The organism is Ruegeria atlantica (assembly GCF_013032005.1).
Taxonomy (GTDB): Bacteria; Pseudomonadota; Alphaproteobacteria; order Rhodobacterales; family Rhodobacteraceae; genus Ruegeria; species Ruegeria atlantica_A.
On record NZ_WQBE01000010.1, the window covers coordinates 121,016 to 140,040 of the forward strand.

Genomic DNA, 19,025 nt, shown 5'->3' on the forward strand with positions numbered 1-19,025 from the left:
AAACGTTAACAATGCTATAAATGGCGCCGGGGGACACTTGTTGTTTTTCTTGATCGGCTCGCTTAGAGCTGATCCATTCCGCGCAAAACTACTCCGAGGCGGAACTAACCAGTGCTCCGACAACAGTAAATAGAGCACCTACTAGTGTCGCTAAGGTGAACGCGTTTAAACCTAGTATGGATAATAGCCCTATTGCGACCAACGGTGTCAAAAACGCGAGGCTGGAGATAGTTGCTGCAGACCCTTTGCGCGTAGCTTGGTCCCAAAACATGTTAGCTATGGTAAACGGCCCTATGCCGATTAGAGTCACGGCAATCCATTGCTGGGTTGTCAACAAATGGGCTGGTTCCAAGACGACATGGGCGGACAAGGCGCCAAACCCAGCAAGACCAAGCGATGGGCCTATAACATCTGTGCCCATCTTCTCAATTGAACGACCGACGGAATAAATCGCAAAAGTCAGCGCCCCGCAAAAGCCAAACAAAACACCAGTCAGACTTAGATTTCCGTCCATATGTGGATACAGCGCAATTGCTACACCAATGAAGCCACAGGAAATACCCAATTTTTGTCGCCAAGTGGTAGACCGCTGTTGCAATGCAGAAACCAAGACAACGAAGAGTACAGGCCAGAGATAGTGGATGACATTTGCTTCTGCAGGACCAACTCTAGAAATGGCAGCAAGATAGAATGCATTGTTTCCAATCAGACCGGCTGATACCCAGATTAATGTCTTAGTGGGAACCGAGATGAAAGCACGTATTGACTTTGTCTGTACAGCCGCGACAAAAGCAAAAAAAAACCAACGAGTGCGGAAGAGCCCAACACCAAGAATGGTGGTGTAGGGTGGGCGATAGTCGCTAGTGCAGGCCAGCTGGCCCACAATAAAACAGCTCCCAGAACAAGTCCGACGGCCTTCCTATTTGGCTCGTCAAAAAGGTATCTGCGAACCAAATTGTTAAGCAAGTTGAACTGACGGTAAGCCGTTGTGGCAGCTATGCTATCATGAAGTTGCGCCTGCAAAAACGCTAAAATCTTTTCCTTGCGCCACACGTGAATTAAGCTGCAATGGTTGGTCGGGTGTAGTAGAATGAAGGCCGATTTTCAATTGCTTCATACCAAGACGCGAGGCTGTGCGTTGATACTAACCATTCTGCTTCCGGCCACCGAAAGTTGATATAGCCCAGACAAGATGCCAAAGCTACATGCGCAAGATTAAGCGGGCCGGACAGACAGTTCGGGTTTTCCTCGACCCAGGTGATTCCGGCCTGAATTTTGGCGCACTGCGCGTCCTTCCATTTTTTCCATCGATAGCTTTTGGGCCTAAGCCAAGTTTCATACCGAAGGGACACCGCAGCATCACACATCCCATCCGCAAGAGCATGCAAAGTCATAACTTGCGCGCGCTCATTTAATTCGATCGGTATCAGATCATTTTGTTTGCCGAGGCCGACCAGATATTCACAAATCACCCTAGAATCAAAAAGCACAATCCCGTTGTCAAGTATTAGGGCTGGAGTTTTCTGAAGCGGAATCTGGTTGGCAGAGTTTTTGTCACTTTGCTTGCCAGGTATCATCGTCACCACTTCCGGCTTGATCTGATTGTGCATTCCGGTCTCAATCGATACTATCCGAACTTTCCTTGCAAACGGAGACTGAGGAGCAAACAAGAGTTTCAACGCGGCCTCCCGGTCCTTGGTGGATTAGGTAGGATATTGTCATTCGCAGTTACGCGCCGGTTTAAAAACTCATACGCCAGTTCAATCCAGAGCATAGCTGCTCGTTTTATGAGAGTGTCTCCAAAGTCATACTGCGGATGATGAAGGGGCTGCGATTTAAGCCCGTTTCCAATTCCAATATAAACACCAGGAATATGCTGTTGAAACACCGAAAAATCATCGCTTAGCGTCAATTGTGCAGCTCTCTTCTCAACGTTTCTGCCCCCAAACCGCTTTACAGCAACATCGCCCGCAAGCCGCGTCAGATCTGCATCATTTGTAACGGCGGGACATCCGTGCAAAACTTCCAATTCTGATCGCACGTCCATCGCCGTTGCGATACCGGATACAATCTGTCGTATTCTTTTTAGGATAAGAACACGGGATTCAGTGCTAAAACTCCGAATGCTCACCTGCAGCACGGCTGCATCTGGGATCACATTCCAGGTTGATCCAGCGTGAAGTCGACCAATGCTGATCGATGTGTTGTCAGCTGGATCCATGTTTCTCGAAACGATCGTGTTTAAGCTTGTGACAATTGCTGCGACGGCCGCTATTACATCTCTTGAAAGGTGGGGTTGTGCGCCATGCGAACTCCGCCCCTCTAATCTGATTTCAATCGCGTCAGCCGCTGCCCAAAAGGCCCCCTCCCTGAGGCAAATCTTTCCTGCGGCTATCCCCGGAAGATTGTGAAAACCAAAAACCGCATGAAGCGGGTATCGTTCCAATAGCCCGTCTGCAAACATCGCCTCGGCCCCATCACCGGCCTCCTCAGCAGGTTGGAAAATCGCTGTGACGGTTCCGTTTAAATCGTCTGCGTGAGAGAGCGCAAAGGCTGTGGCAAGAAGCGCAGCCGTGTGTCCGTCATGCCCACATGCGTGCATCTTTCCGGCAAATTGGCTTTCATAGGGTAGTGATGTATTTTCCTTGATAGGAAGTGCATCCATATCGGCTCGAAATCCAACAGACTTTCCCCCTACTCCAAAGTGCCTTCGGCCTATGATTCCAGTCTTGCCCACCCCAGTCTCAACCTCCCAGCCCCAACTCTTCAGATATGCAGCCACTTTCTGCCCTGTAGCGACTTCTTCGTAAGCTGTTTCTGGATGCGCATGAAACCAATGTCTTAGTTCGGTGAAGTATTTTTGGCCTTTTAAGAGCGCTTCTCTTGGGCGTACTCCGGTGGAGATTCTTATGTCCGGCGCACTGTGCATAGTAGGCATCCTGCAAGCGCCGTGTGTATATTTACAAAGGCGACTTCATCATTTTCAAATATACTATCCATTGCCTTAGCGACATCGCTTCCGTCACAGAGAGTGTTTACGCCGTAGTCCATCATTCCGTTTTCCCGGAACGTTCTAAGAGCGACAAATCTGTTATAGACAATCTCCGGAACCTCAGACTCTTCATCCGGTTTTTTACAGTCATCATTGCAGATAAAGACAGCCGTTGGCTGAGCGTAAACACCCTTTGGTAGAATTGGTTGATATGAGAAGAGAAGTGCCCCGCTCGAACTTCCCGATTCCTTCAGGCAGTGTCTACACGGATAGGTGCCGCCATCATTCATGAAGAGGATTTCATTGCCCTGCCAATCGACTTTTTCTCGTCTGTGCCAATCAACAACTTCTGTTGGAATTGGTTGATAACTGTATCTCATAGGTTTTCTCTCGAGGTGTGTCTTTGAACCCTTACTAAAGACATTGCGTACCGCTCAATTCTTGGCTGCGCATTGCAACGTAGCTCTAGCGCATTCAATAGTCCGCCAGAACCGGGCGTAAAAATTGGCGGTCGTATCGTCTAATACACTGTGTTTTCTCTGCGTAGTCATATGCCGCTATGCATGCTGGGTCTTCGCGGCTTTTAGTTCTATACTCTTCGTATGCTGCCAACGAAGGGAATGAGAATAGAGTCACAGCAAGGTCGTTGGCGCTTTCATGCGGCAGAAAGTACCCGTGATGGTTTCCGCCATATCGCTCAACCAGCGGAAGCCACATTCTGGCATAGTTCTCGAATGCGTCGAGAGTTTCAGGGTTCAGCTCGTATCTGACAAAGCACGTGATCATTGTTTACGTAGATCCTCAAAAACACTACCAAAGCCGATATGGTTTTCGGCTAGATAGCCTGCTGTGCACCAGTCTGGCCGTTCTTCTGTGAAGATATTGTCCTGCCGAGTTACCTCCGGTTCGCCTTCCAGCGACCCAGCAGGTACAAAACACAATGTTTCTGTATGATTTAGATAAGGGACGGCACCACCACACAACCCGCAAAAAGCCTTAGTAAAATATCGTGTCGGATGCCGAAACGTCGTGACTAAGTCGGCCCCGTTTGTTAGCTCAAGCGAGCCTGTCGTCGATATTAAGTTGGCGGCACTTCCGGCTCCGGTAGTCTTCCGACACTGCTTGCAATGGCAAATGAGTAAGTTTGAAAAGTTGTTATCAATCCTAAACCTAACCGTTCCACACAGGCACCCTCCTTCAATTTTCGGGTGTTTGTGTCTTCGCTTCTCAATTGCGGTCTTTGTGCCTAAACTCACTTTCGTCACCCCTATATGTTACTTTTTTCCGAAGCGGAACATCGAGGATTCACTCAGTACAAGGACGACTGGGGGAGGTCGGGTGTGACGCGACATCTCAGATTTATTTAAAAAAAATGAATTGCGGAACTGGCTAGCCCTTCGTTGCGCTTGATGGCTGGTTGAAGATTTGCCGTTAACCTTCCTAGGATGTATTAGTCTAAAACCCAGTATTTTTGCCGAAGATTTGGACCCAAACAGGACGCATAGCAAAGTGCCAGCCAGGCCAGGAAGACCACGCAGCGAAGCATCTCGACAATCGCTGATAAACGCGACGTTGCAACTAATGAGTCGCAAGTCGGTCCGACATATAACGATCAGCGCAATCGCAGAAGAAGCGGGCGTTGCGAAGTCCACTATTTATAGATGGTGGGATTCCAAATGTGCAATTGTCATGGATGCTTTCTTTTCGACAATGAAGCCATGTATTTCTCTTCAAGAAGATGGTCCTGTAACCTTAGGCCTAAGCACGCAAATCAGGGAGATGGTTGAGCTTCTTTCCGGTCCATCGGGCAAAGTGATCGCCGAAATGGTGGGAGAGGGTCAGTCGGATCCGCATATTCTCGAAGAATTTCGGAGCAGAATTTTCACTCAATTGCTGGAACCCTCGAGGCAGTTAATCGAGCGCGGAAAACGGGATGGTGAAATTTCCGAGCAACTGCAGACGGATCTGGTGTTAGACATGATCTTTGGTCCTCTTTACCACCGACTTCTATTTGGTCACAGGGAGCTGGATGATGCTTTTAGTGAAAGCCTCACAAGCATGATAACAATTGCGTTGACACCTCGGAAAAGCTGAAAAACCTCGAACTTTTAAGTTGGCAATACGGGTTGGGTCGTTTATCGATTTATTTCGAAACGCTACGTATCGTTTCGTTATATGGAGTCAAACTATGCCCTTTCTCGCTCAGAACAAAGAAATGCAGAATTTTATGGAATCCCTTCTGAGAGACCACAACCGCTATCTCCCGATCGTGGAGTTCTTAGACAATGTAATCAAAAACGCAGAGGAACTTGACTGGGAGGATTGTGAGCGCATCGGCTTTGAACTTGGCCAACAAAATGGTTCAGCATTCTGCGCTGGTATCCGTACAGGAATGATTAGTGCACTTGAGGTTCGTAACGAAAGGCAGTCTGAGAGGTCCTTGGAACCAATTCTCGCGTTTGCCGCAAAGCTTAATCTAAACTCAGCCGATGTTGAAGAAAGCGACATTCAGGCTTTGCGTGATGCTGGCTGGAGTGACCAAACTGCGGAAGATGTAATTGGGTTAGTCGCTGCATTGAAAGTGTACAGCGTGCTTGCCAATGGGCTTGGTTTCAACGCACTTCCCGCAGATGTATTTGCTGAGATGGGAAAAGCCACCGTGCAGATGGACGGATATACTTCCATGTTCACATCTTTTCTTAGTCAACCTGCTTGATCAGCGAGCCGTTTTCTGCTCCGGCCCTTTTGCCGGGGCAGGCCGAGGTATCTATAGCCTGACTGGCAAATATCGGTGAGCTGTGATGATAGGGCCGAATGACGATTATTTTTGAAACGCCCGCCCTGTGCCGGTGTTTCTCGACCTTGGAACGGTTTCCACACTTGTTCAATGCGAACCATTTTCTACCGCGCTCGCTGTTCAGAAAAAGCCAAGGGCAGTGAGTATATTCTCGGACTCTCACTACTCTTGGATCATTTAGGCGCAATTCAACTTTCAGTGCGATCAAATTCAGCATTGCAGTTTCAATGCCGGCTGCAACCTTCCACTGCAAGGATTCCGCACAAAGCTGAAGCGGCACAGCCCTTTTGGCTTCATAAAATATCGCGTTGGTTGTTTCAGGTCAGCTGACTGTGGCTGATGTCCACTCGATAAGGTGCTCAACACGCGCTAGGCGAACTCCCAAAAAGCATTTAGTTCAGCAAGTCTATTTGTCTTGACACCACGACCGATTTGCCAGCGGAAAAATCCTTCATGATTTTGCTCATCGCCGTATCTGAAGACTGTCCAAGTCTTTTTTGGGTTGCGAGCAAACGGTACGTGTTGTGTACCCTTCCCGATTTCTCAGATGTTGATACCGTGTGTATGCGGCTACTGTAGAAATAGAGACCCGTCTACCTGAGGGCGACCTTTCTTTTCGAGAAGCAGTTCGAGTTTTTCTGGATGCCGCTGAATGAAAATACTTCGGATGGTCTGGTCGGCATCGACGGAAAAAGAAACAAGTGCGTGAAGCACATCGTCTTCCCAAATAAGCAGACCGGGACAACCATTGACTGTTCGCATCTCAAACTGAAGGGAATTCCAAGCCGGTGACAGGACTTCTGAAAAGAAATTGAGTACTGCTTCGACGCCTTCTAGGATGTGAGTGATGGCTGTAACTTTGCCCCCGCTGTCCGCCCGCAAGTCGACATCCTGACTTAGAGATTTAACTAACTCATGTGTGTCTCCTGTCTGAATCGCCACCCTGAATTTCTCGAGCAATTCTTTTTGCCGTTCTGCGGAAGGTACGAACCTAACGTTTTCCTGACTGACCATTCGACGTGCCCGAGAGGCGAGCTTGCGCGAGTTTTCGGTCGAGAGACCAAGAGTCTGACCAATATCCTGATGTGCCATACCAAAGATGTCATGCAGCAAATAAGCCGCACGTTCGCGAGGCGTAAGCCGTTCCAGTAACAACAAAAATGCTGTTGAAAGCGATGAAGCGATCTCTAGCTGACTTTCCACATCTAATGTACTTTCAGATTCGAACTGCTCCGGCAGCCAGGGACCAACATAGTCGGTTCGCCTTCGTCTAGCAGATTTTAAAATATCTAGGCAGCGGTTTGTGCAAACTGTTGTGAGCCAGGCCACTGGCTTGTCTGGAAGAGGCCCCGTCGCCGAGAACCACTTATAGGCTGTGTCTTGTACAGCATCCTCTGCTTCAGCAACGACGCCGAGGAGGCGGTAAGCGATCCCCATCAGCTGGGGACGCGCCTTTTCGAATTCCTCTGTTTTTAGTTCTATACTCATAATTCAATACTTCGATATTTGAACTCGGTTCCAGAGGTTGATCATACTGACACATGTCGTGATCAACGAGATCATCTCGTCTTCGTAGTGATCACGAAGATCTGCGCGTAAGGCAGCGTAGTCAGTATTGCGATCAAGGTAGGTCAGAGCCTCTGCCCAGGCAAACGCTGATTTTTCGGCAGCCGTAAAATCCGAAACGTGTCGCCAGGCTGCAAGCCGGTCAAGCCGTTCGCTAGTTTCACCGTCCTTGCGGGCATCCGAACTATGCATTTTGACACAATATGCACATTCATTGATCTGCGATACCCGTAGTTCAATCAGATGCGAGAGGCTCTGCGGCAAGCCTTTTTTCGCCATCAAATCATGGGTCTCGCCGAGGTGCTGAATAATGCTCCCGAGGACCAATTCGTGCTGCACAGGTTTTGACATGGCGTTCATTTGTTTTACCTTAAATAGTGTTCCAACACTGTGATGACGAATAACTTGGGCCTGGCGTGACCCTTGGGCGTCGTTTTAATTTCACCAATGGAAATTTTATCTATGCAGCTTAGAGCGAAGCTAACGGACACCTGCGCAACAGGTATTAGTCTGAAACTGAAGTGCAGGAATCTCGGTTTGCAAACCTATTGGGGAAGCTGTCAAATTATGTTCTTCAAACCGATCAATTAACAGACCCCAAGCCCCGGACAGCCAATTCTGACTCTTGGGACCGAGATTAGCACCTACATCTGGTATCCAGCGGGCAAAATTACTCGCAATCCAGTGCTCACGGGTTAGCATGGAGCTATGTAGAAGATGAGGGGCAATGAGTTGACAATGAAGTGCCCTAAATACGCCCGCCATCGCCTGAGTAAGATCAGAGAAATCAAACAGATTGCCTACAAATATCTCTGCGCCGAACCCCTTAAACTCAGCTTTAAGTTGATTAGGATGATTTACAAATGCGCGCACAGGACAATCCTTTTTTAGCAGCATTCTTACGATTTCTCGCCCGACCCGACTGACACCTGAAGTGATCAAAATTTTGAGATGGGGGAATAGTTAAGATTTAGATGACAATTGTAATCCTATTTTATGGATGATAGATGAACTCTATATGTCAACCCCTTTTGGAGGCAGCCCTGAATGCCCAGAATGTCAGCAAGCGAAAAACAAAAATCTCACAATCGCATCCTTGATGCGGCTGCAAGGCTGCTTCGCGAAAAAGGGATTGGAGCGACAAGCGTCTCTGATGTCATGCAAGCGGCAGGCCTGACACATGGGGGTTTCTACCGGCATTTCACCTCCAAGGATGACTTGGTCGCCAGGGCGTTCAGTCATGCTGTCGGTGAAGTTGTCGGGGAGATGGAGGCGGCATCACCCGGACAGGAACGCGTAGCCGCGCGGGAACAATACATAGCGACATACCTGTCCCCGGAACATGTGGGGAATACCGGCGGCGGCTGTCCCCTTGCCGCGATGGGCGCCGGGGTTAGCCGGACAAAAAATGACACGAAACAGGAAGGCGCCGCCGCGGCGGACCGTGTGGCCGCACTACTTCAGCGCAATGAAGATGTCCAGAACGGCCGAGCTGTCCTTGCGATGCTTATCGGAACGATAGTATTGGCGCGTTTGGCGACAACTTCTGGCGAGGCTAGGGCAATTCTTCAGGACGGCCAAACAGGAGTGAACTTACTACAAGAACACTGGTAGGGATTACGGCAGGGGATAACCCAAGCGCCGGTAATCTATTCTATTCAGATTACTGTCAGGAGCTCATCTTAGGATTCTATTGTCATATCGGATACCTAGCAAAGCATTTTCCTTTTTTGTTTCATCAGCAAGCTGGTCATAAGAGCAGGAAACGGGTCGACTGAAAGGTTCGATACTTCATAGAGAAAAGCCAGTCGGAAATGAAAGGGCTTTACTATGGAATTGAAAAACAAGACAATTATAGTCACCGGAGCCAGTAGCGGTATCGGTGCCGCCGCTGCTCTACTATTCGCTAGAGAAGGCGCTAGAGTAGTTCTGGGCGCACGACGTGAGGAGGAATTGGAAAAGCTTGTCTGGCAAATCCGATCAAGCAACGGTGAAGCGTCTTATCTCGCAGGCGACGTAACTGATGAGGCGTACTCCAAGGAGCTTGTTAACCACGCTGTCGAACACTTCGAAACTCTTGACGGCGCCTTCAATAACGCAGGGATTTTAGGCGAACTCGGATCTGTTCCAGAAATGGAGGTGTCAAACTGGGATGCTGTGATAGCGGCCAATCTGTCCAGCGCCTTCTTTGCCGCCAGGGCGCAGATTCCAACGATGGCACGGCAACGCAAGGGAGCAATTCTGTTTACTGGGTCCTTTGTGGGATTCAGCAATGGTGGAATGCCGGGGATGGCGGCCTACGCAGCTTCTAAGGCAGGTATGATCGGGCTCGTTCAATCGATTGCTTCGGATCATGCAAAAGATGGGATTCGGATAAACGCAATCCTGCCGGGTGGCACAAAGACGGCCATGACCAGTGGAGATTCGGAAACAGAAGACTTTATCGCGAACCTTCACCCATTACAGCGAATGGCAGACCCCGAGGAGATCGCTCAATGTGCGCTTTTTCTTCTCTCGGACCGGTCGGGCTTCGTTACCGGATCACCCATGATTGTGGATGGCGGTATTTCAGTCAGGTTAGCCTGACTGTATACTCTCGGCGACGTAAATCCGCTCCTAGGTAATATTGTCTCAACCGACAATCTGATCCCAGGCGTCCCGGCTCTTTTCGGAGAACACATTGATATGCCCTAGTTTCTGCAATCCGAAGTCTCCAGGTCGGAGTACTAATTGAGTCTTCGGCGCTGAAGGGTAGCATTGCATTAGTCGCCAAACCGTTTCAGGCGGGGTCATCACATCATCCGAAACGGCTACGAATTTTGCTGGTGCCTGAACACCTGTCCAGTCAGGGAAGGGCAACTGTTTTCCGAATTCGCTTCCATAAAACCCCCGTTGTGTACACCAGCGCCGCCATTGCCAGTAAACACCAGAAGGAAGGTCTTCGCCGACACGAAAAACGCGTCCCGGCATATAACCTGCCAGCATCGTCAGAACCGGGAGTGGTCCGAACCAGAAGAGCCGAGCTAGCCCTTGGTAAGGCCATGGATGATCTCTGAAATGCACTAGGCCGCTAGCAACAGCAATCACCCGATCAATCTGATCGAGATTTCGTTGAAACGGCAGGCACATAGCACCCAGAGAGTGTCCAATCACCCAGAGTGGCAAACTCGGAAAGCTCGCTACCGCAAAACTTCGGGCGGCTTCCTGATCGTAGATACCCCAGTCCGATATCGTGGTGCTTGATTGACGTGGCATATTCCGAACAGAGGTTCCAAAATCGCGGTAATCATAAGTCAGGCAAGCCATACCCTTCGTGCCGGCCAGCCAACGACCAAATTTCTCGTAGAAACGTGCGGGGACGCCTGTTGCGCCATTTAGAACTACCACCGCCGTCGGAGTTCTATGTGGGCAAAAAAGCCGGCCTCTGAGTTTGTACTCACCTGAGTAAAAGGTAACATCCCGTATTTGAACACTTCCAGTGCCCGGTAACCCGAATGACATGTTCATCGCAAACTCTCCAATTAGACCATTTGGTCTAATCGGACGCTAGACCAAATGGTCCAGTTCTGTCAAAGAGAATTCCATGGCACTTTCTACTCGGGACAAACTTGCTCGAACAGCAGCAAAGCTGTTTCAGGAGCGCGGCTTTCACGGTGTTGGTTTGAACGAAATCCTCAACGCATCCGGGTTGCCTAAGGGATCTCTATATCATCACTTCCCAAATGGTAAATCTGATCTTGCGCTGGAATCTGCTGCACTTGCTCATCACGAAATGATGAAGGTGATCGATGAAGCGTTCGAGAGTGCGAATTCTTACAAGTCCGGCGCAACTACCCTACTTTACAAGCTTGCAAAACTCTTCGAGGTGCTAGGCAAACAAACCGGGTGCCCGATTTCGGAGATTTTGTTCGGAGGTCCTGAACAGGAGATTTTCCGCAAGCGCTCAGCTGAGTATTTTGATGCTTGGGTATTCCTGATCGCCGCTCATGCGCAGCGGCTTGGTGAAACGCCAGAGTCCGCCAAAGTGCAGGCTGAAAAGCTCTTCATTACCCTCCAAGGTGGCTGGACACTCGCACGTGCTAAAAAGAACGGTGATGTCATCAGAAACCTAGCCATATTAATTTTTGACGAATGAGCCACGCAGAAGGCTACTAAGCATTTTCCGCCATATGCTGGTCCACGACACGGCAGCGTCAAATATTCTCCTCTGGCTCGAGGACTCCCATGGCTTCAACAAGGACTTTCGGTTTTACAGATTCCTTTCTGTCACTGAACCTTACACCTGAGCAAAAAACTACGCCAAGGGGTTTGATCACTCTCACTGCCTATTGAGAATCTTCAGGCGTCAAGCCGCTGGAGGGAAGAACTGGCCGTGAACTCGCCTCCCCCATAGTCGAGCTGATTGACCAGTTGTGTTTTCGGCCCGTCCTGCCAAGTTCCGAAGCAGCAACGCGGCGAAGATGGACATCCAGGAGGAACGTGTGAACATAAGATGCTAGAACCCGGATCAAGTTGAGGGCGCTTTAGTCACCGACGTGGGTCACCTGAACTCCATGCATCCAAGGTTGAAGGGGACAAGCCTTGCTGCTGCCCTCACCCGATTTGTGAAACTTTCCGAAAGGCAGAGGACCGGGTTACGAAGAGATGCGATTAGACCGTCTCAACTATCTGTGCGGCAGACACCAAGAATATAGAAACAGGCGGGATGGCCCGGACTCAAATAGCGTACGATCTCCTCATCACTGAAGCATCCTAAACCGTAGAGCATTGCCGCTACATGACGCATCATATCTGCGCCGACTTCTACCGCCCTCGGCGTTTCTTCCCGCGGCGCAATGCTCTATTACTCTAATTGGATGCTCAAGCTCCCCTGTCATTATGTTCAATGCTGCCTGCAGACGCCGGGCCGACTTTTCATTGCCCCGGTCACTCTGGACAGTCTTCGGGTCCTATTGCAAAAATTTCTCCAACTTCTGCAACGCAAGCTCCGGCTGCTCCTCGGGAATGAAGTGCCCACACGGCATCGGAGCAAAACTGCAGTTGGGGGCCCAGCGGCTCCAAATACTACGCAAATCGAAATGTGTTCCCACAACCCCCTGATCGCCCCACATAACCAACGTCGGGCAGGCAATAGTTCGTGCAGCCTCCCGATCATCACGATCATGTTTGATGTCCTGTGACAGACCAGCTCTGAAACACTCGCACATCGCGACAATCGCATCTTCCCTTGCTCCTGCATCCAGATAAGCCTCAAACGCGTCTGGGTCATAGGGTGCCACTTGGCCGGGTAGCCCGGTCAGGATCTGGCGGACAACAGCCTCAGGGCTTCCCATCATCAGGGTCTCGGGGATTGGGCTAGGCTGCGTTAGGAAGAAGAAATAGTAGTAGTCCTGAGCAATCTGACCGGTGGTATTTTCGTAGAAGTCCAGTGTCGGAGCAATGTCCATTACAGCGAGCCGATCAATCCTGTCCGGATGGTCCAGAGCCATCCGCATCGCGATACGCGCGCCACGATCATGTCCTACCAGCCGGAATTTATCAAACCCGAGGGTCTTCATGACGTCCAGTTGTTCGCGCGCCGACGCCCGTTTGGCATAGGCGGTGTTTTCTGGCGAGAGACCGGGTTTGTGGCTTTCACCCCGACCACGGATGTCGGTGAGAACAACCGTGTAGTTCAGGGCAAGCGCAGGCGCGATCCTATGCCAGCAGAGATGGGTCTGCGGATCGCCATGCAACATCAGCAAGGGCGGACCATCTCCACCAACGACGGCGAGTATGTCACCTTCGCTCCCCCGAACCACCTGTCGCTTAAAGCCGGGCAGCAGACGGCTGTCCAGTTCTTCAAAGTGTGTCACCTAACCAACTCCTGTATTCTGTTAGCGCCTGTTCATTTCGTTTGTAATAGGACCATTTTCCGATCCGCCTGATGGTTAGGAAATTCGCACGTCTCAGAAGCTCCAGATGGCGACTGACGGTTGGCTGACTCATTCCCAGCTTAGCGGTGATCAGCGTGACACAAACGCCGATTTCGACGGGGCTACCACTTGCCTGATCTGCAAAGTTTACATCCGGCGTTTTCAGCCAGTGGAGAATGCTCATACGCGCCCGGCTTGCCAGAGCCTTGGCCTGTTCTTCGCGTATTTCTGAGAAGCGTGTCGAATCCATATATAGCTATATAACGATCAATATAGGACTGGTCAAGAACCCGAATCCTTGGCTCACAGGATAAAATGTTCGGGCACAGCGTCTGTTGCCATCAGTGCGACACTCGACCGAGTTCTGATTTTTCGTTCAGATACTCTGCCAGTAGCGATACAGACTTGTGCAGTACCACCGTGAGCCCGGCCAGAACAATCAAACTCGCGAACATAAGATCGGTTTTCGCTCTGCCATTTGCCAGCAACATCAGATAGCCCAATCCGCGGGAAGCCCCGACCCATTCTCCGATGACGGCACCGATGGGAGCGTAGACGGCGGCAAGCTTCAGCCCTGATGCCAGCGAGGGCAATGCATGGGGAATTTTAATCCGCCGCATCACCTGCCACCGACTGGCTCCCATTGTCTTTGCGAGATCCAGGAAGGCAGGGGGCACCTGCATCAGCCCGTCAAAAAAAGATGATGTCACCGGAAAAAATATTATCAACACCGCCATCGCCGTTTTGGACGCAAGGCCGTAGCCAAGCCAAAGGGTCAGGAGCGGTGCCAACGCAAAAACCGGAACTGCCTGAGTGAATATAAGAAGCGGCATCACGAGGCGGGCGTGCCCTGGCAAAAACGCCAGCTGAATAGCAGTCAGCCCCCCCAGTACGGAACCAATCAAGAGACCAAGAAATACTTCCAGTGCTGTTACCAGTGCATGCTCGGCAAGTAGCGCGCGACTATCTACGGCGACCTGAACAACGCGCCAGGGGCCGGGCAGAATAAAATGCGGAACGCCACTGATCCAGACGACCAGCTGCCAGACTGCCACTCCGAACACTGCCGCACCTGCAGGAGATGACATCAGTTTCATCTGCTGCCCCGCAGATACGCGAGCAACGCCGCCTGACTGCGTAAAGTGGCCGGGTCGTCAATTGCCCGAACGGGTGCAACTTGAGGAACAGGCCATACCTCGGAACCTCCGGATGAAAGCACAGCTATGTGGTGCGCCAGGCGGCAGGCCTCCGAAGGGTCGTGCGTCACCAGAAGTACTGTTTTGTCGTGCAGAACCTCAGATACAAGATCCTGCATGTCGGCACGTGTTCCCGCATCAAGAGCTGAAAACGGTTCATCCAGAAACACGATTGAGCGTTCCTCCATCAGCGTGCGTGCAAGGGCCAGACGCTGTCTCATACCGCCTGACAGGGCCCTTGGTCTCTTACTGCGATGGGCCGAAAGACCAACCCGCGAGATCATCGCTTCCGCTTTGTCGATGTCCGGAGTTTCGCCACGCAATCGCGCTCCGAGAACGACATTTTCCGTTAAGCTGAGCCAGGGCAACAGCAGATCAGATTGCGCCATGTAGCTGACACGGCCTGCGATGCCCCGTCCGTCACTGGTGCGAACAGTTCCGTCAAAATGTCCCGCTGTGTCCAGTCCGAGGAGTAGGCGCAGAACAGTGGATTTACCAGCGCCGGATTTGCCCAACAGACAGGTCCACCCGCCTGCCGGAATGTTCAGATCAATACCTGTGAACAGAGGCTGTCCGTTTATATGAAAGCTGCCCTGAACCGTAATTGCGGGGCTCGTTGTCATGTGCCACCAGGCCCTATGCCTCTGAAGCCATTAACTGGTATTGTCGCATTTATCAGGCGCAGACTCAGCTTTACCCAAAGCAGCAACGGCCCGCCGTCTGGTCCGGGCCGGTGTTCCGGGCGGCCACCGCTTCCCCGAAGTATATCTGGTATTGCTATCTGCGACACGCCATTCAATTGAGCGGCGATCCGTTTATGGCGGGTTACCTTTGGCTTTCTGTCAGCGATGCTTCGCGACAGGAGAGTGCCGTAGCGATTAAGAGGCAATACAAAAAACCAAGCGCGGCATTGGGATGGCCGGAGTACTGAAGTGGGCCACCACTTAAAGTTGATCAGTTGCTTTCCCGATGACGGAGGGGAGAAGCCAGGGGAGTGCTGTGTACAATTCACTGAAGCTGCGGGTATGAGCAGGTAAAACGAAAACGTCGCCACCACAGCCCCGACCGGTCACGGTACGGTTATGTCAACAGCGATGGCGGAAACCGGGCTGATGCCCGGAGTCAGACCTGCGTCATGCAGGAACGTCTCAAAACGGGCGTAACGCCCTGTGTCCAGCGCAGCAGGTCTCAATGCAAGGCGTGGCAGAGTGTCAATCCAGGCCCGCGCATTCAGCTCGTCCTGAAGATCAGCTGATGTTGCCGAGAACACCTTCCAGCTCTCCTGCGGATGATTGATGATATATTGCGCCGCTTTTTCGGTGGCCTCCAGGAATCGCTGAATGACGTCGCTGTCCATCCTCTCAGGATTGGCGACATAAATCAGTTCGTCGTACGGAGGAACGCCCTCTTCTTCGACGAAGAAGCACCGGCCGGGAACTTCTTCGATTTCCATCTGGTTCAGTTCGAAATTGCGGAAAGCACCAATCACTGCATCAACCTGACCTGACATCAGCGAAGGAGACAGCGACCAGTTCACGTTGACGAGCTCAATGTCATCCAGCGTGAGCCCATGGGTGCGCAAAATGGCACCCAGAACCGCCTCTTCAAAACCACTCACGGAAAATCCTACTTTGCGCCCGGCCAGATCTGCAGGCGACCGCACCGGTCCATCCGCAAGCACCAGCAGGCAACTGAGTGGTGACGCCATGAGAGTGCCAACGCGCCGCAGCGGCAGGTTTTCATGGATTTGCAGGTGTAGCTGTGGCTGATAGGAAATTGCGATATCTGCCTTGCCCGCAGCGACCATCTTGGGCGGATCGGACGGGTCGGCCGGCGCAATGATTTCAACCGTAAGGCCGGCCTCTTCGAAATAGCCCTTCTCCTGCGCAAGAATGATCGGCCCGTGATCAGGATTGACGAACCAGTCCAGCATCACCTTTAGACGATCCTGTGCCATGGCCGGATAGGCGGCAAAGGCCAGAACAGTTATCAAAGAAGCCAGTTTCATGGGTGTATGGTCTCCTCAGTCGTAAAATCGGGTGAAATGATGCGTGGGGCCGCAACCTGTACCAACGCTCACGATGTTTGCGCTTTCAATCGCAGAAGTTACATTGGTTATGGCAGCGTCGACGGCGTTAACCGGCGCAATGGATGCGCCTGCCGCTAGCGGAACGCTGACAGCCGCATCCATTGTCACAAATTTCGTTATATAGTGGAGCAGTGGCCCTTGGGTGCGCAGCGTTGTACGGATGTCTGGAGCTTTCACTGACTCTTCTCCGGCCAGCGAAAAGGACGATCGCATTACAGCGACCCTACCCTCCCTCCGCCAGCATTATCTGGTTCAGGTTCAAAGGGTACTTCTCAGCCAACAGGCGCCCCCGGTTAGGTCGTGATACGAAGACAATTTTTAGTTGTCAACTATCGTTAATTGGGTTTGCCAAAAACGAAACTCTAGTCCCATCAAAGAGCATTGTTTGATAGGAGCAACAAGTCGCGGAAACTGTGCTGAATGGCCATCTAGATTGTTCAGACTGGCTGCTTCGCAAACTCAGCAAGGCGAAAGTGAGTGAGTACGAAGGTTAGCTCAACTCCCGGGAGTTTCTTCAGATGGACACACCCCATATGTGTAATTAAAGGTTGCGTGTGTCGAGTTTACTTTTACGTGCGCTCAACCAATCGCCAATTGAAAGGCCGGTTCCGTAGTCCAAGGTATTTAGTTGATTGATAGGTATAGTTGTCGCTGAGGCCGAATTCTCGCCAAGACAAAGAGACCCCGTAAGCAGCACAAAAAAAACATACAACAATTGGGCCTGCTCCTCAAAAGGATAGACTCCAATTCGCTCAACTAGGTTTGGCTTTTCGCCAAGTTCCCTTTCAACCTCTTGTAAAGCTACCGCCTCCGGTGTTTCCCCCTCTTTGATAACTCCACTGACAAGCCCAAGTACTCCCTTTGGCCATCCCCTTTTTCTTATGAAAACAATACGCTCTTCGTGTTGAACGAGAGCAACGGCAATTGGGGTTGGAGAAAGAGCAGTGGAGTTTTCAGCCATGACGCGCCAAGTTCCTTGTCAATACAACCGAAGATGAAAGATACAGCCCTTACAAGGTGTATTCATTGGGCCAGACGATGGCCGACGTGTTTGTATACGAGGCTCAGGCCAAACAAATGTGACTGCTGAGGTAAATCCATTGATGCAGTACCCTTCAAAATGGAGTCGCATTTCTGAAGCCCAGTCTCAAGGAAAGCGGATTAAGTGGCTTCAAGAATGACAAAAGAAAGGAGTCAAATCAGGCCATACGCAATTGTGTTTTTTTCACCTTACTGGAGCTCGATGTTTCAGAAATAGATCGCACAGATGGTGGCTGATATCGACGCTCTACTCTCCTTGATGTGATTTTGATGACCACGATCGCAACCTGCTTCAGCAGTAACTGGAACTGGTAGTCAGACCCATTATGCTGAGTCACCGGCTTCTTGAGAGCGTCATCGCCACAGTTCAGCGCCGTTCCAACCGGTTGCGAGGGCCAAGTTGGCCCTCTCACTTTCTTGATTGGCGCATGACTGTTTTAATATATTGATTCCCATGCCCATACAGATTTAAGGCCGGTAATCAGAAGGTGCCACAACTTGTGAAAGGTCTATAGAGTCCACGTTCGCAGAATTGATCAGCATCGCCGGAACTGCCGACTCTGATTGAACAGGATTCCCTCTAGCCAATTCCACACCCAATCGCAAAGCTTCGCTGCCTTGAGCAACAATTGCTTGAATAGACGTACACACCAAACGCCCATTACGTACAAATTCTTGCGCGGCAGGACTAAAATTCGATGCAGACACCTGGATGTCGGTTCGGCCCGAAGCCTCTAATGCCAATATTATTCCAGCGGCCATATCATCCGTTGCGGAGTAAACGCCGTCGATATCTGAAAACCTTTGCAACCAATCTTCCATCGTAGTCAGCGCGCTATTCCTACTGTCCGCCAAGTTCGATTCAGCAACGATTTCTACATCAGTCCCGTTTGCCGCAATGGTTTCTTTAAACCCATTCGCTCTTAAGACGGCCCAGTCTTGCCCAGCAGGACCAGACATCATTGCAACTTTACCCTTCCAACCAATTGCCTCACCCAGGCACTGCGCTTGTAGTCTGCCCATGTCGTAAAAATCCGCAGTTACTGCTGCCGACAACTTTTCAGTGCGAGGCAGTGATCCCAGTCCAACAACGGGAATCCCCTTGGCCAGCGCCTGTTCCACAACTGGCACAATTGCTTCGCTATCGGCGGCACCCACGAGAATGGCGCTTACTTGACGTTGCATCAAATCTTGGATTTGTGCAATTTGGGTTGACGCATTGGCATCTCCGCCCGCATTGACGATGACCAACTCTGTCCCGCTTTTTTCGGCCTCGGCTTCCACCCCGTAGAGCATCGAAATCCAGTATGAATGCCCAAGCCCTGGCACCGCTACTCCTACAGTCTCAGCCCAAGCTCCGGTCACGGAAAGTGAGAGCATTCCTCCAAGTAGCATACCCATTTTTTTGTTAAGCATTATAGCCTCCCTA

General features: G+C 50.9%; 24 protein-coding genes, 1 pseudogene and 1 riboswitch. Of the genes and pseudogenes, 6 read left to right on the forward strand and 19 right to left on the reverse strand.

Annotation, left to right across the window (positions count from 1 at the left end; all coding sequences use genetic code 11):
* Positions 1–88: 88 nt before the first annotated feature.
* The 7 genes and pseudogenes from GOX21_RS21830 to GOX21_RS21770 form a co-directional block, all read right to left on the reverse strand.
* The gene (locus GOX21_RS21830; RefSeq protein WP_438826469.1) at positions 89–514 is read right to left on the reverse strand and encodes an EamA family transporter; all 426 of its coding nucleotides are present in this window, start codon (positions 512–514) and stop codon (positions 89–91) included.
* Between the two features lie 21 nt (positions 515–535).
* Positions 536–889, reverse strand: a pseudogene (locus GOX21_RS21835) (EamA family transporter); the annotation flags it as partial.
* A gap of 169 nt (positions 890–1,058) precedes the next feature.
* Positions 1,059–1,679, reverse strand: coding sequence for a glutathione S-transferase family protein (locus GOX21_RS17010; RefSeq protein ID WP_170378802.1), 621 nt, complete (start codon positions 1,677–1,679; stop codon positions 1,059–1,061).
* The gene (locus tag GOX21_RS17015; protein ID WP_170378804.1) at positions 1,676–2,929 is read right to left on the reverse strand and encodes a M20 metallopeptidase family protein; all 1,254 of its coding nucleotides are present in this window, start codon (positions 2,927–2,929) and stop codon (positions 1,676–1,678) included. The genes GOX21_RS17010 and GOX21_RS17015 overlap by 4 nt, the downstream gene beginning before the upstream one ends.
* Complete coding sequence (locus GOX21_RS17020; protein ID WP_170378806.1) at positions 2,908–3,372, reverse strand: DUF1203 domain-containing protein; 465 nt, start codon at positions 3,370–3,372, stop codon at positions 2,908–2,910. The genes GOX21_RS17015 and GOX21_RS17020 overlap by 22 nt, the downstream gene beginning before the upstream one ends.
* 94 nt (positions 3,373–3,466) lie before the next feature.
* Complete coding sequence (locus GOX21_RS17025; protein ID WP_170378808.1) at positions 3,467–3,778, reverse strand: NIPSNAP family protein; 312 nt, start codon at positions 3,776–3,778, stop codon at positions 3,467–3,469.
* Positions 3,775–4,257 carry a GFA family protein gene (locus GOX21_RS21770; protein WP_368040035.1) on the reverse strand — a complete coding sequence of 161 codons (483 nt, stop codon included), beginning with the start codon at positions 4,255–4,257 and terminating at the stop codon, positions 3,775–3,777. Before GOX21_RS21770 ends, GOX21_RS17025 begins: the two co-directional genes overlap by 4 nt.
* Before the next feature lie 244 nt (positions 4,258–4,501).
* Between GOX21_RS21770 and GOX21_RS17035 the strand changes: the two genes are divergently transcribed.
* Positions 4,502–5,086 (forward strand): TetR/AcrR family transcriptional regulator, encoded by a 585-nt coding sequence (locus GOX21_RS17035; protein WP_368040036.1) that lies wholly within the window; start codon positions 4,502–4,504, stop codon positions 5,084–5,086.
* Between the two features lie 94 nt (positions 5,087–5,180).
* A complete protein-coding gene (locus tag GOX21_RS17040; protein ID WP_170378813.1) occupies positions 5,181–5,708 on the forward strand; it encodes a hypothetical protein in 528 nt (175 codons plus the stop codon).
* On the opposite strand, the gene GOX21_RS21775 is transcribed toward GOX21_RS17040, so the two are convergent.
* The 4 genes from GOX21_RS21775 to GOX21_RS17060 all read right to left on the reverse strand — a co-directional run bounded on the left by GOX21_RS21775 (position 5,692) and on the right by GOX21_RS17060 (position 8,297).
* Positions 5,692–6,006: a CGNR zinc finger domain-containing protein gene (locus GOX21_RS21775; protein ID WP_170378815.1), complete on the reverse strand. Its 315-nt coding sequence runs from the start codon at positions 6,004–6,006 to the stop codon at positions 5,692–5,694. The two genes, GOX21_RS17040 and GOX21_RS21775, sit on opposite strands and share 17 nt — an antisense overlap.
* Before the next feature lie 353 nt (positions 6,007–6,359).
* A complete protein-coding gene (locus GOX21_RS17050) occupies positions 6,360–7,277 on the reverse strand; it encodes a sigma-70 family RNA polymerase sigma factor (RefSeq protein WP_170378817.1) in 918 nt (305 codons plus the stop codon).
* Positions 7,278–7,280: 3 nt separating this feature from the next.
* Entirely contained in the window at positions 7,281–7,715 is a 435-nt protein-coding gene (locus tag GOX21_RS17055) for a carboxymuconolactone decarboxylase family protein (RefSeq protein ID WP_217353053.1), read from the reverse strand.
* 120 nt (positions 7,716–7,835) lie between these two features.
* Positions 7,836–8,297 carry an NAD(P)H-binding protein gene (locus tag GOX21_RS17060; protein ID WP_170378819.1) on the reverse strand — a complete coding sequence of 154 codons (462 nt, stop codon included), beginning with the start codon at positions 8,295–8,297 and terminating at the stop codon, positions 7,836–7,838.
* A gap of 105 nt (positions 8,298–8,402) precedes the next feature.
* On the opposite strand from GOX21_RS17060, the gene GOX21_RS17065 reads away from it, so the two are divergent.
* Positions 8,403–8,969, forward strand: a complete 567-nt coding sequence (locus GOX21_RS17065; protein WP_170378821.1) for a TetR/AcrR family transcriptional regulator — start codon at positions 8,403–8,405, stop codon at positions 8,967–8,969.
* Between the two features lie 216 nt (positions 8,970–9,185).
* Positions 9,186–9,941 (forward strand): SDR family oxidoreductase, encoded by a 756-nt coding sequence (locus GOX21_RS17070; RefSeq protein WP_170378822.1) that lies wholly within the window; start codon positions 9,186–9,188, stop codon positions 9,939–9,941.
* Between the two features lie 45 nt (positions 9,942–9,986).
* On the opposite strand, the gene GOX21_RS17075 is transcribed toward GOX21_RS17070, so the two are convergent.
* Positions 9,987–10,862, reverse strand: coding sequence for an alpha/beta hydrolase family protein (locus GOX21_RS17075; protein ID WP_254428589.1), 876 nt, complete (start codon positions 10,860–10,862; stop codon positions 9,987–9,989).
* A gap of 76 nt (positions 10,863–10,938) precedes the next feature.
* Between GOX21_RS17075 and GOX21_RS17080 the strand changes: the two genes are divergently transcribed.
* Positions 10,939–11,490, forward strand: coding sequence for a TetR/AcrR family transcriptional regulator (locus GOX21_RS17080; protein ID WP_170378823.1), 552 nt, complete (start codon positions 10,939–10,941; stop codon positions 11,488–11,490).
* Positions 11,491–12,304: 814 nt separating this feature from the next.
* Here the strand turns inward: GOX21_RS17080 and GOX21_RS17085 are convergent.
* Together GOX21_RS17085 and GOX21_RS21840 are read right to left on the reverse strand one after the other, a co-directional pair.
* Positions 12,305–13,210, reverse strand: a complete 906-nt coding sequence (locus tag GOX21_RS17085; RefSeq protein ID WP_170378824.1) for an alpha/beta fold hydrolase — start codon at positions 13,208–13,210, stop codon at positions 12,305–12,307.
* Positions 13,197–13,343: an ArsR/SmtB family transcription factor gene (locus tag GOX21_RS21840; RefSeq protein ID WP_438826470.1), complete on the reverse strand. Its 147-nt coding sequence runs from the start codon at positions 13,341–13,343 to the stop codon at positions 13,197–13,199. The genes GOX21_RS17085 and GOX21_RS21840 overlap by 14 nt, the downstream gene beginning before the upstream one ends.
* Here GOX21_RS21840 and GOX21_RS21845 point away from each other — a divergent pair.
* Positions 13,317–13,502, forward strand: coding sequence for a hypothetical protein (locus tag GOX21_RS21845; RefSeq protein WP_438826471.1), 186 nt, complete (start codon positions 13,317–13,319; stop codon positions 13,500–13,502). The genes GOX21_RS21840 and GOX21_RS21845 overlap by 27 nt on opposite strands.
* Positions 13,503–13,611: 109 nt before the next feature.
* Here the strand turns inward: GOX21_RS21845 and GOX21_RS17095 are convergent, their stop codons facing one another.
* The 5 genes from GOX21_RS17095 to GOX21_RS17115 all read right to left on the reverse strand — a co-directional run bounded on the left by GOX21_RS17095 (position 13,612) and on the right by GOX21_RS17115 (position 19,012).
* The gene (locus GOX21_RS17095) at positions 13,612–14,367 is read right to left on the reverse strand and encodes an ABC transporter permease (RefSeq protein WP_170378826.1); all 756 of its coding nucleotides are present in this window, start codon (positions 14,365–14,367) and stop codon (positions 13,612–13,614) included.
* Positions 14,364–15,089: an ABC transporter ATP-binding protein gene (locus GOX21_RS17100; RefSeq protein WP_170378827.1), complete on the reverse strand. Its 726-nt coding sequence runs from the start codon at positions 15,087–15,089 to the stop codon at positions 14,364–14,366. The genes GOX21_RS17095 and GOX21_RS17100 overlap by 4 nt, the downstream gene beginning before the upstream one ends.
* Positions 15,090–15,535: 446 nt before the next feature.
* Entirely contained in the window at positions 15,536–16,474 is a 939-nt protein-coding gene (locus GOX21_RS17105; protein ID WP_170378828.1) for an ABC transporter substrate-binding protein, read from the reverse strand.
* A gap of 293 nt (positions 16,475–16,767) precedes the next feature.
* A riboswitch (TPP riboswitch) is annotated at positions 16,768–16,856 on the reverse strand.
* 240 nt (positions 16,857–17,096) lie between these two features.
* Complete coding sequence (locus GOX21_RS17110) at positions 17,097–17,516, reverse strand: NUDIX domain-containing protein (protein WP_170378830.1); 420 nt, start codon at positions 17,514–17,516, stop codon at positions 17,097–17,099.
* 548 nt (positions 17,517–18,064) lie between these two features.
* Entirely contained in the window at positions 18,065–19,012 is a 948-nt protein-coding gene (locus tag GOX21_RS17115) for a substrate-binding domain-containing protein (RefSeq protein WP_170378832.1), read from the reverse strand.
* Positions 19,013–19,025: the final 13 nt, after the last annotated feature.

What these genes read in the sequence shown, in the direction of transcription:
- GOX21_RS21830 (WP_438826469.1), bottom strand. Translation starts at nt 514, where the DNA reads ATGGACGGAAATCTAAGTCTGACTGGTGTTTTGTTTGGCTTTTGCGGG.
- GOX21_RS17015 (WP_170378804.1), bottom strand. Translation starts at nt 2,929, where the DNA reads ATGCACAGTGCGCCGGACATAAGAATCTCCACCGGAGTACGCCCAAGA.
- GOX21_RS17020 (WP_170378806.1), bottom strand. Translation starts at nt 3,372, where the DNA reads ATGAGATACAGTTATCAACCAATTCCAACAGAAGTTGTTGATTGGCAC.
- GOX21_RS17025 (WP_170378808.1), bottom strand. Translation starts at nt 3,778, where the DNA reads ATGATCACGTGCTTTGTCAGATACGAGCTGAACCCTGAAACTCTCGAC.
- GOX21_RS17040 (WP_170378813.1), top strand. Translation starts at nt 5,181, where the DNA reads ATGCCCTTTCTCGCTCAGAACAAAGAAATGCAGAATTTTATGGAATCC.
- GOX21_RS21775 (WP_170378815.1), bottom strand. Translation starts at nt 6,006, where the DNA reads ATGCTGAATTTGATCGCACTGAAAGTTGAATTGCGCCTAAATGATCCA.
- GOX21_RS17050 (WP_170378817.1), bottom strand. Translation starts at nt 7,277, where the DNA reads ATGAGTATAGAACTAAAAACAGAGGAATTCGAAAAGGCGCGTCCCCAG.
- GOX21_RS17055 (WP_217353053.1), bottom strand. Translation starts at nt 7,715, where the DNA reads ATGAACGCCATGTCAAAACCTGTGCAGCACGAATTGGTCCTCGGGAGC.
- GOX21_RS17065 (WP_170378821.1), top strand. Translation starts at nt 8,403, where the DNA reads ATGCCCAGAATGTCAGCAAGCGAAAAACAAAAATCTCACAATCGCATC.
- GOX21_RS17070 (WP_170378822.1), top strand. Translation starts at nt 9,186, where the DNA reads ATGGAATTGAAAAACAAGACAATTATAGTCACCGGAGCCAGTAGCGGT.
- GOX21_RS17075 (WP_254428589.1), bottom strand. Translation starts at nt 10,862, where the DNA reads ATGAACATGTCATTCGGGTTACCGGGCACTGGAAGTGTTCAAATACGG.
- GOX21_RS17080 (WP_170378823.1), top strand. Translation starts at nt 10,939, where the DNA reads ATGGCACTTTCTACTCGGGACAAACTTGCTCGAACAGCAGCAAAGCTG.
- GOX21_RS21845 (WP_438826471.1), top strand. Translation starts at nt 13,317, where the DNA reads ATGGCGACTGACGGTTGGCTGACTCATTCCCAGCTTAGCGGTGATCAG.
- GOX21_RS21840 (WP_438826470.1), bottom strand. Translation starts at nt 13,343, where the DNA reads ATGAGTCAGCCAACCGTCAGTCGCCATCTGGAGCTTCTGAGACGTGCG.
- GOX21_RS17095 (WP_170378826.1), bottom strand. Translation starts at nt 14,367, where the DNA reads ATGAAACTGATGTCATCTCCTGCAGGTGCGGCAGTGTTCGGAGTGGCA.
- GOX21_RS17100 (WP_170378827.1), bottom strand. Translation starts at nt 15,089, where the DNA reads ATGACAACGAGCCCCGCAATTACGGTTCAGGGCAGCTTTCATATAAAC.
- GOX21_RS17105 (WP_170378828.1), bottom strand. Translation starts at nt 16,474, where the DNA reads ATGAAACTGGCTTCTTTGATAACTGTTCTGGCCTTTGCCGCCTATCCG.
- GOX21_RS17110 (WP_170378830.1), bottom strand. Translation starts at nt 17,516, where the DNA reads ATGGCTGAAAACTCCACTGCTCTTTCTCCAACCCCAATTGCCGTTGCT.
- GOX21_RS17115 (WP_170378832.1), bottom strand. Translation starts at nt 19,012, where the DNA reads ATGCTTAACAAAAAAATGGGTATGCTACTTGGAGGAATGCTCTCACTT.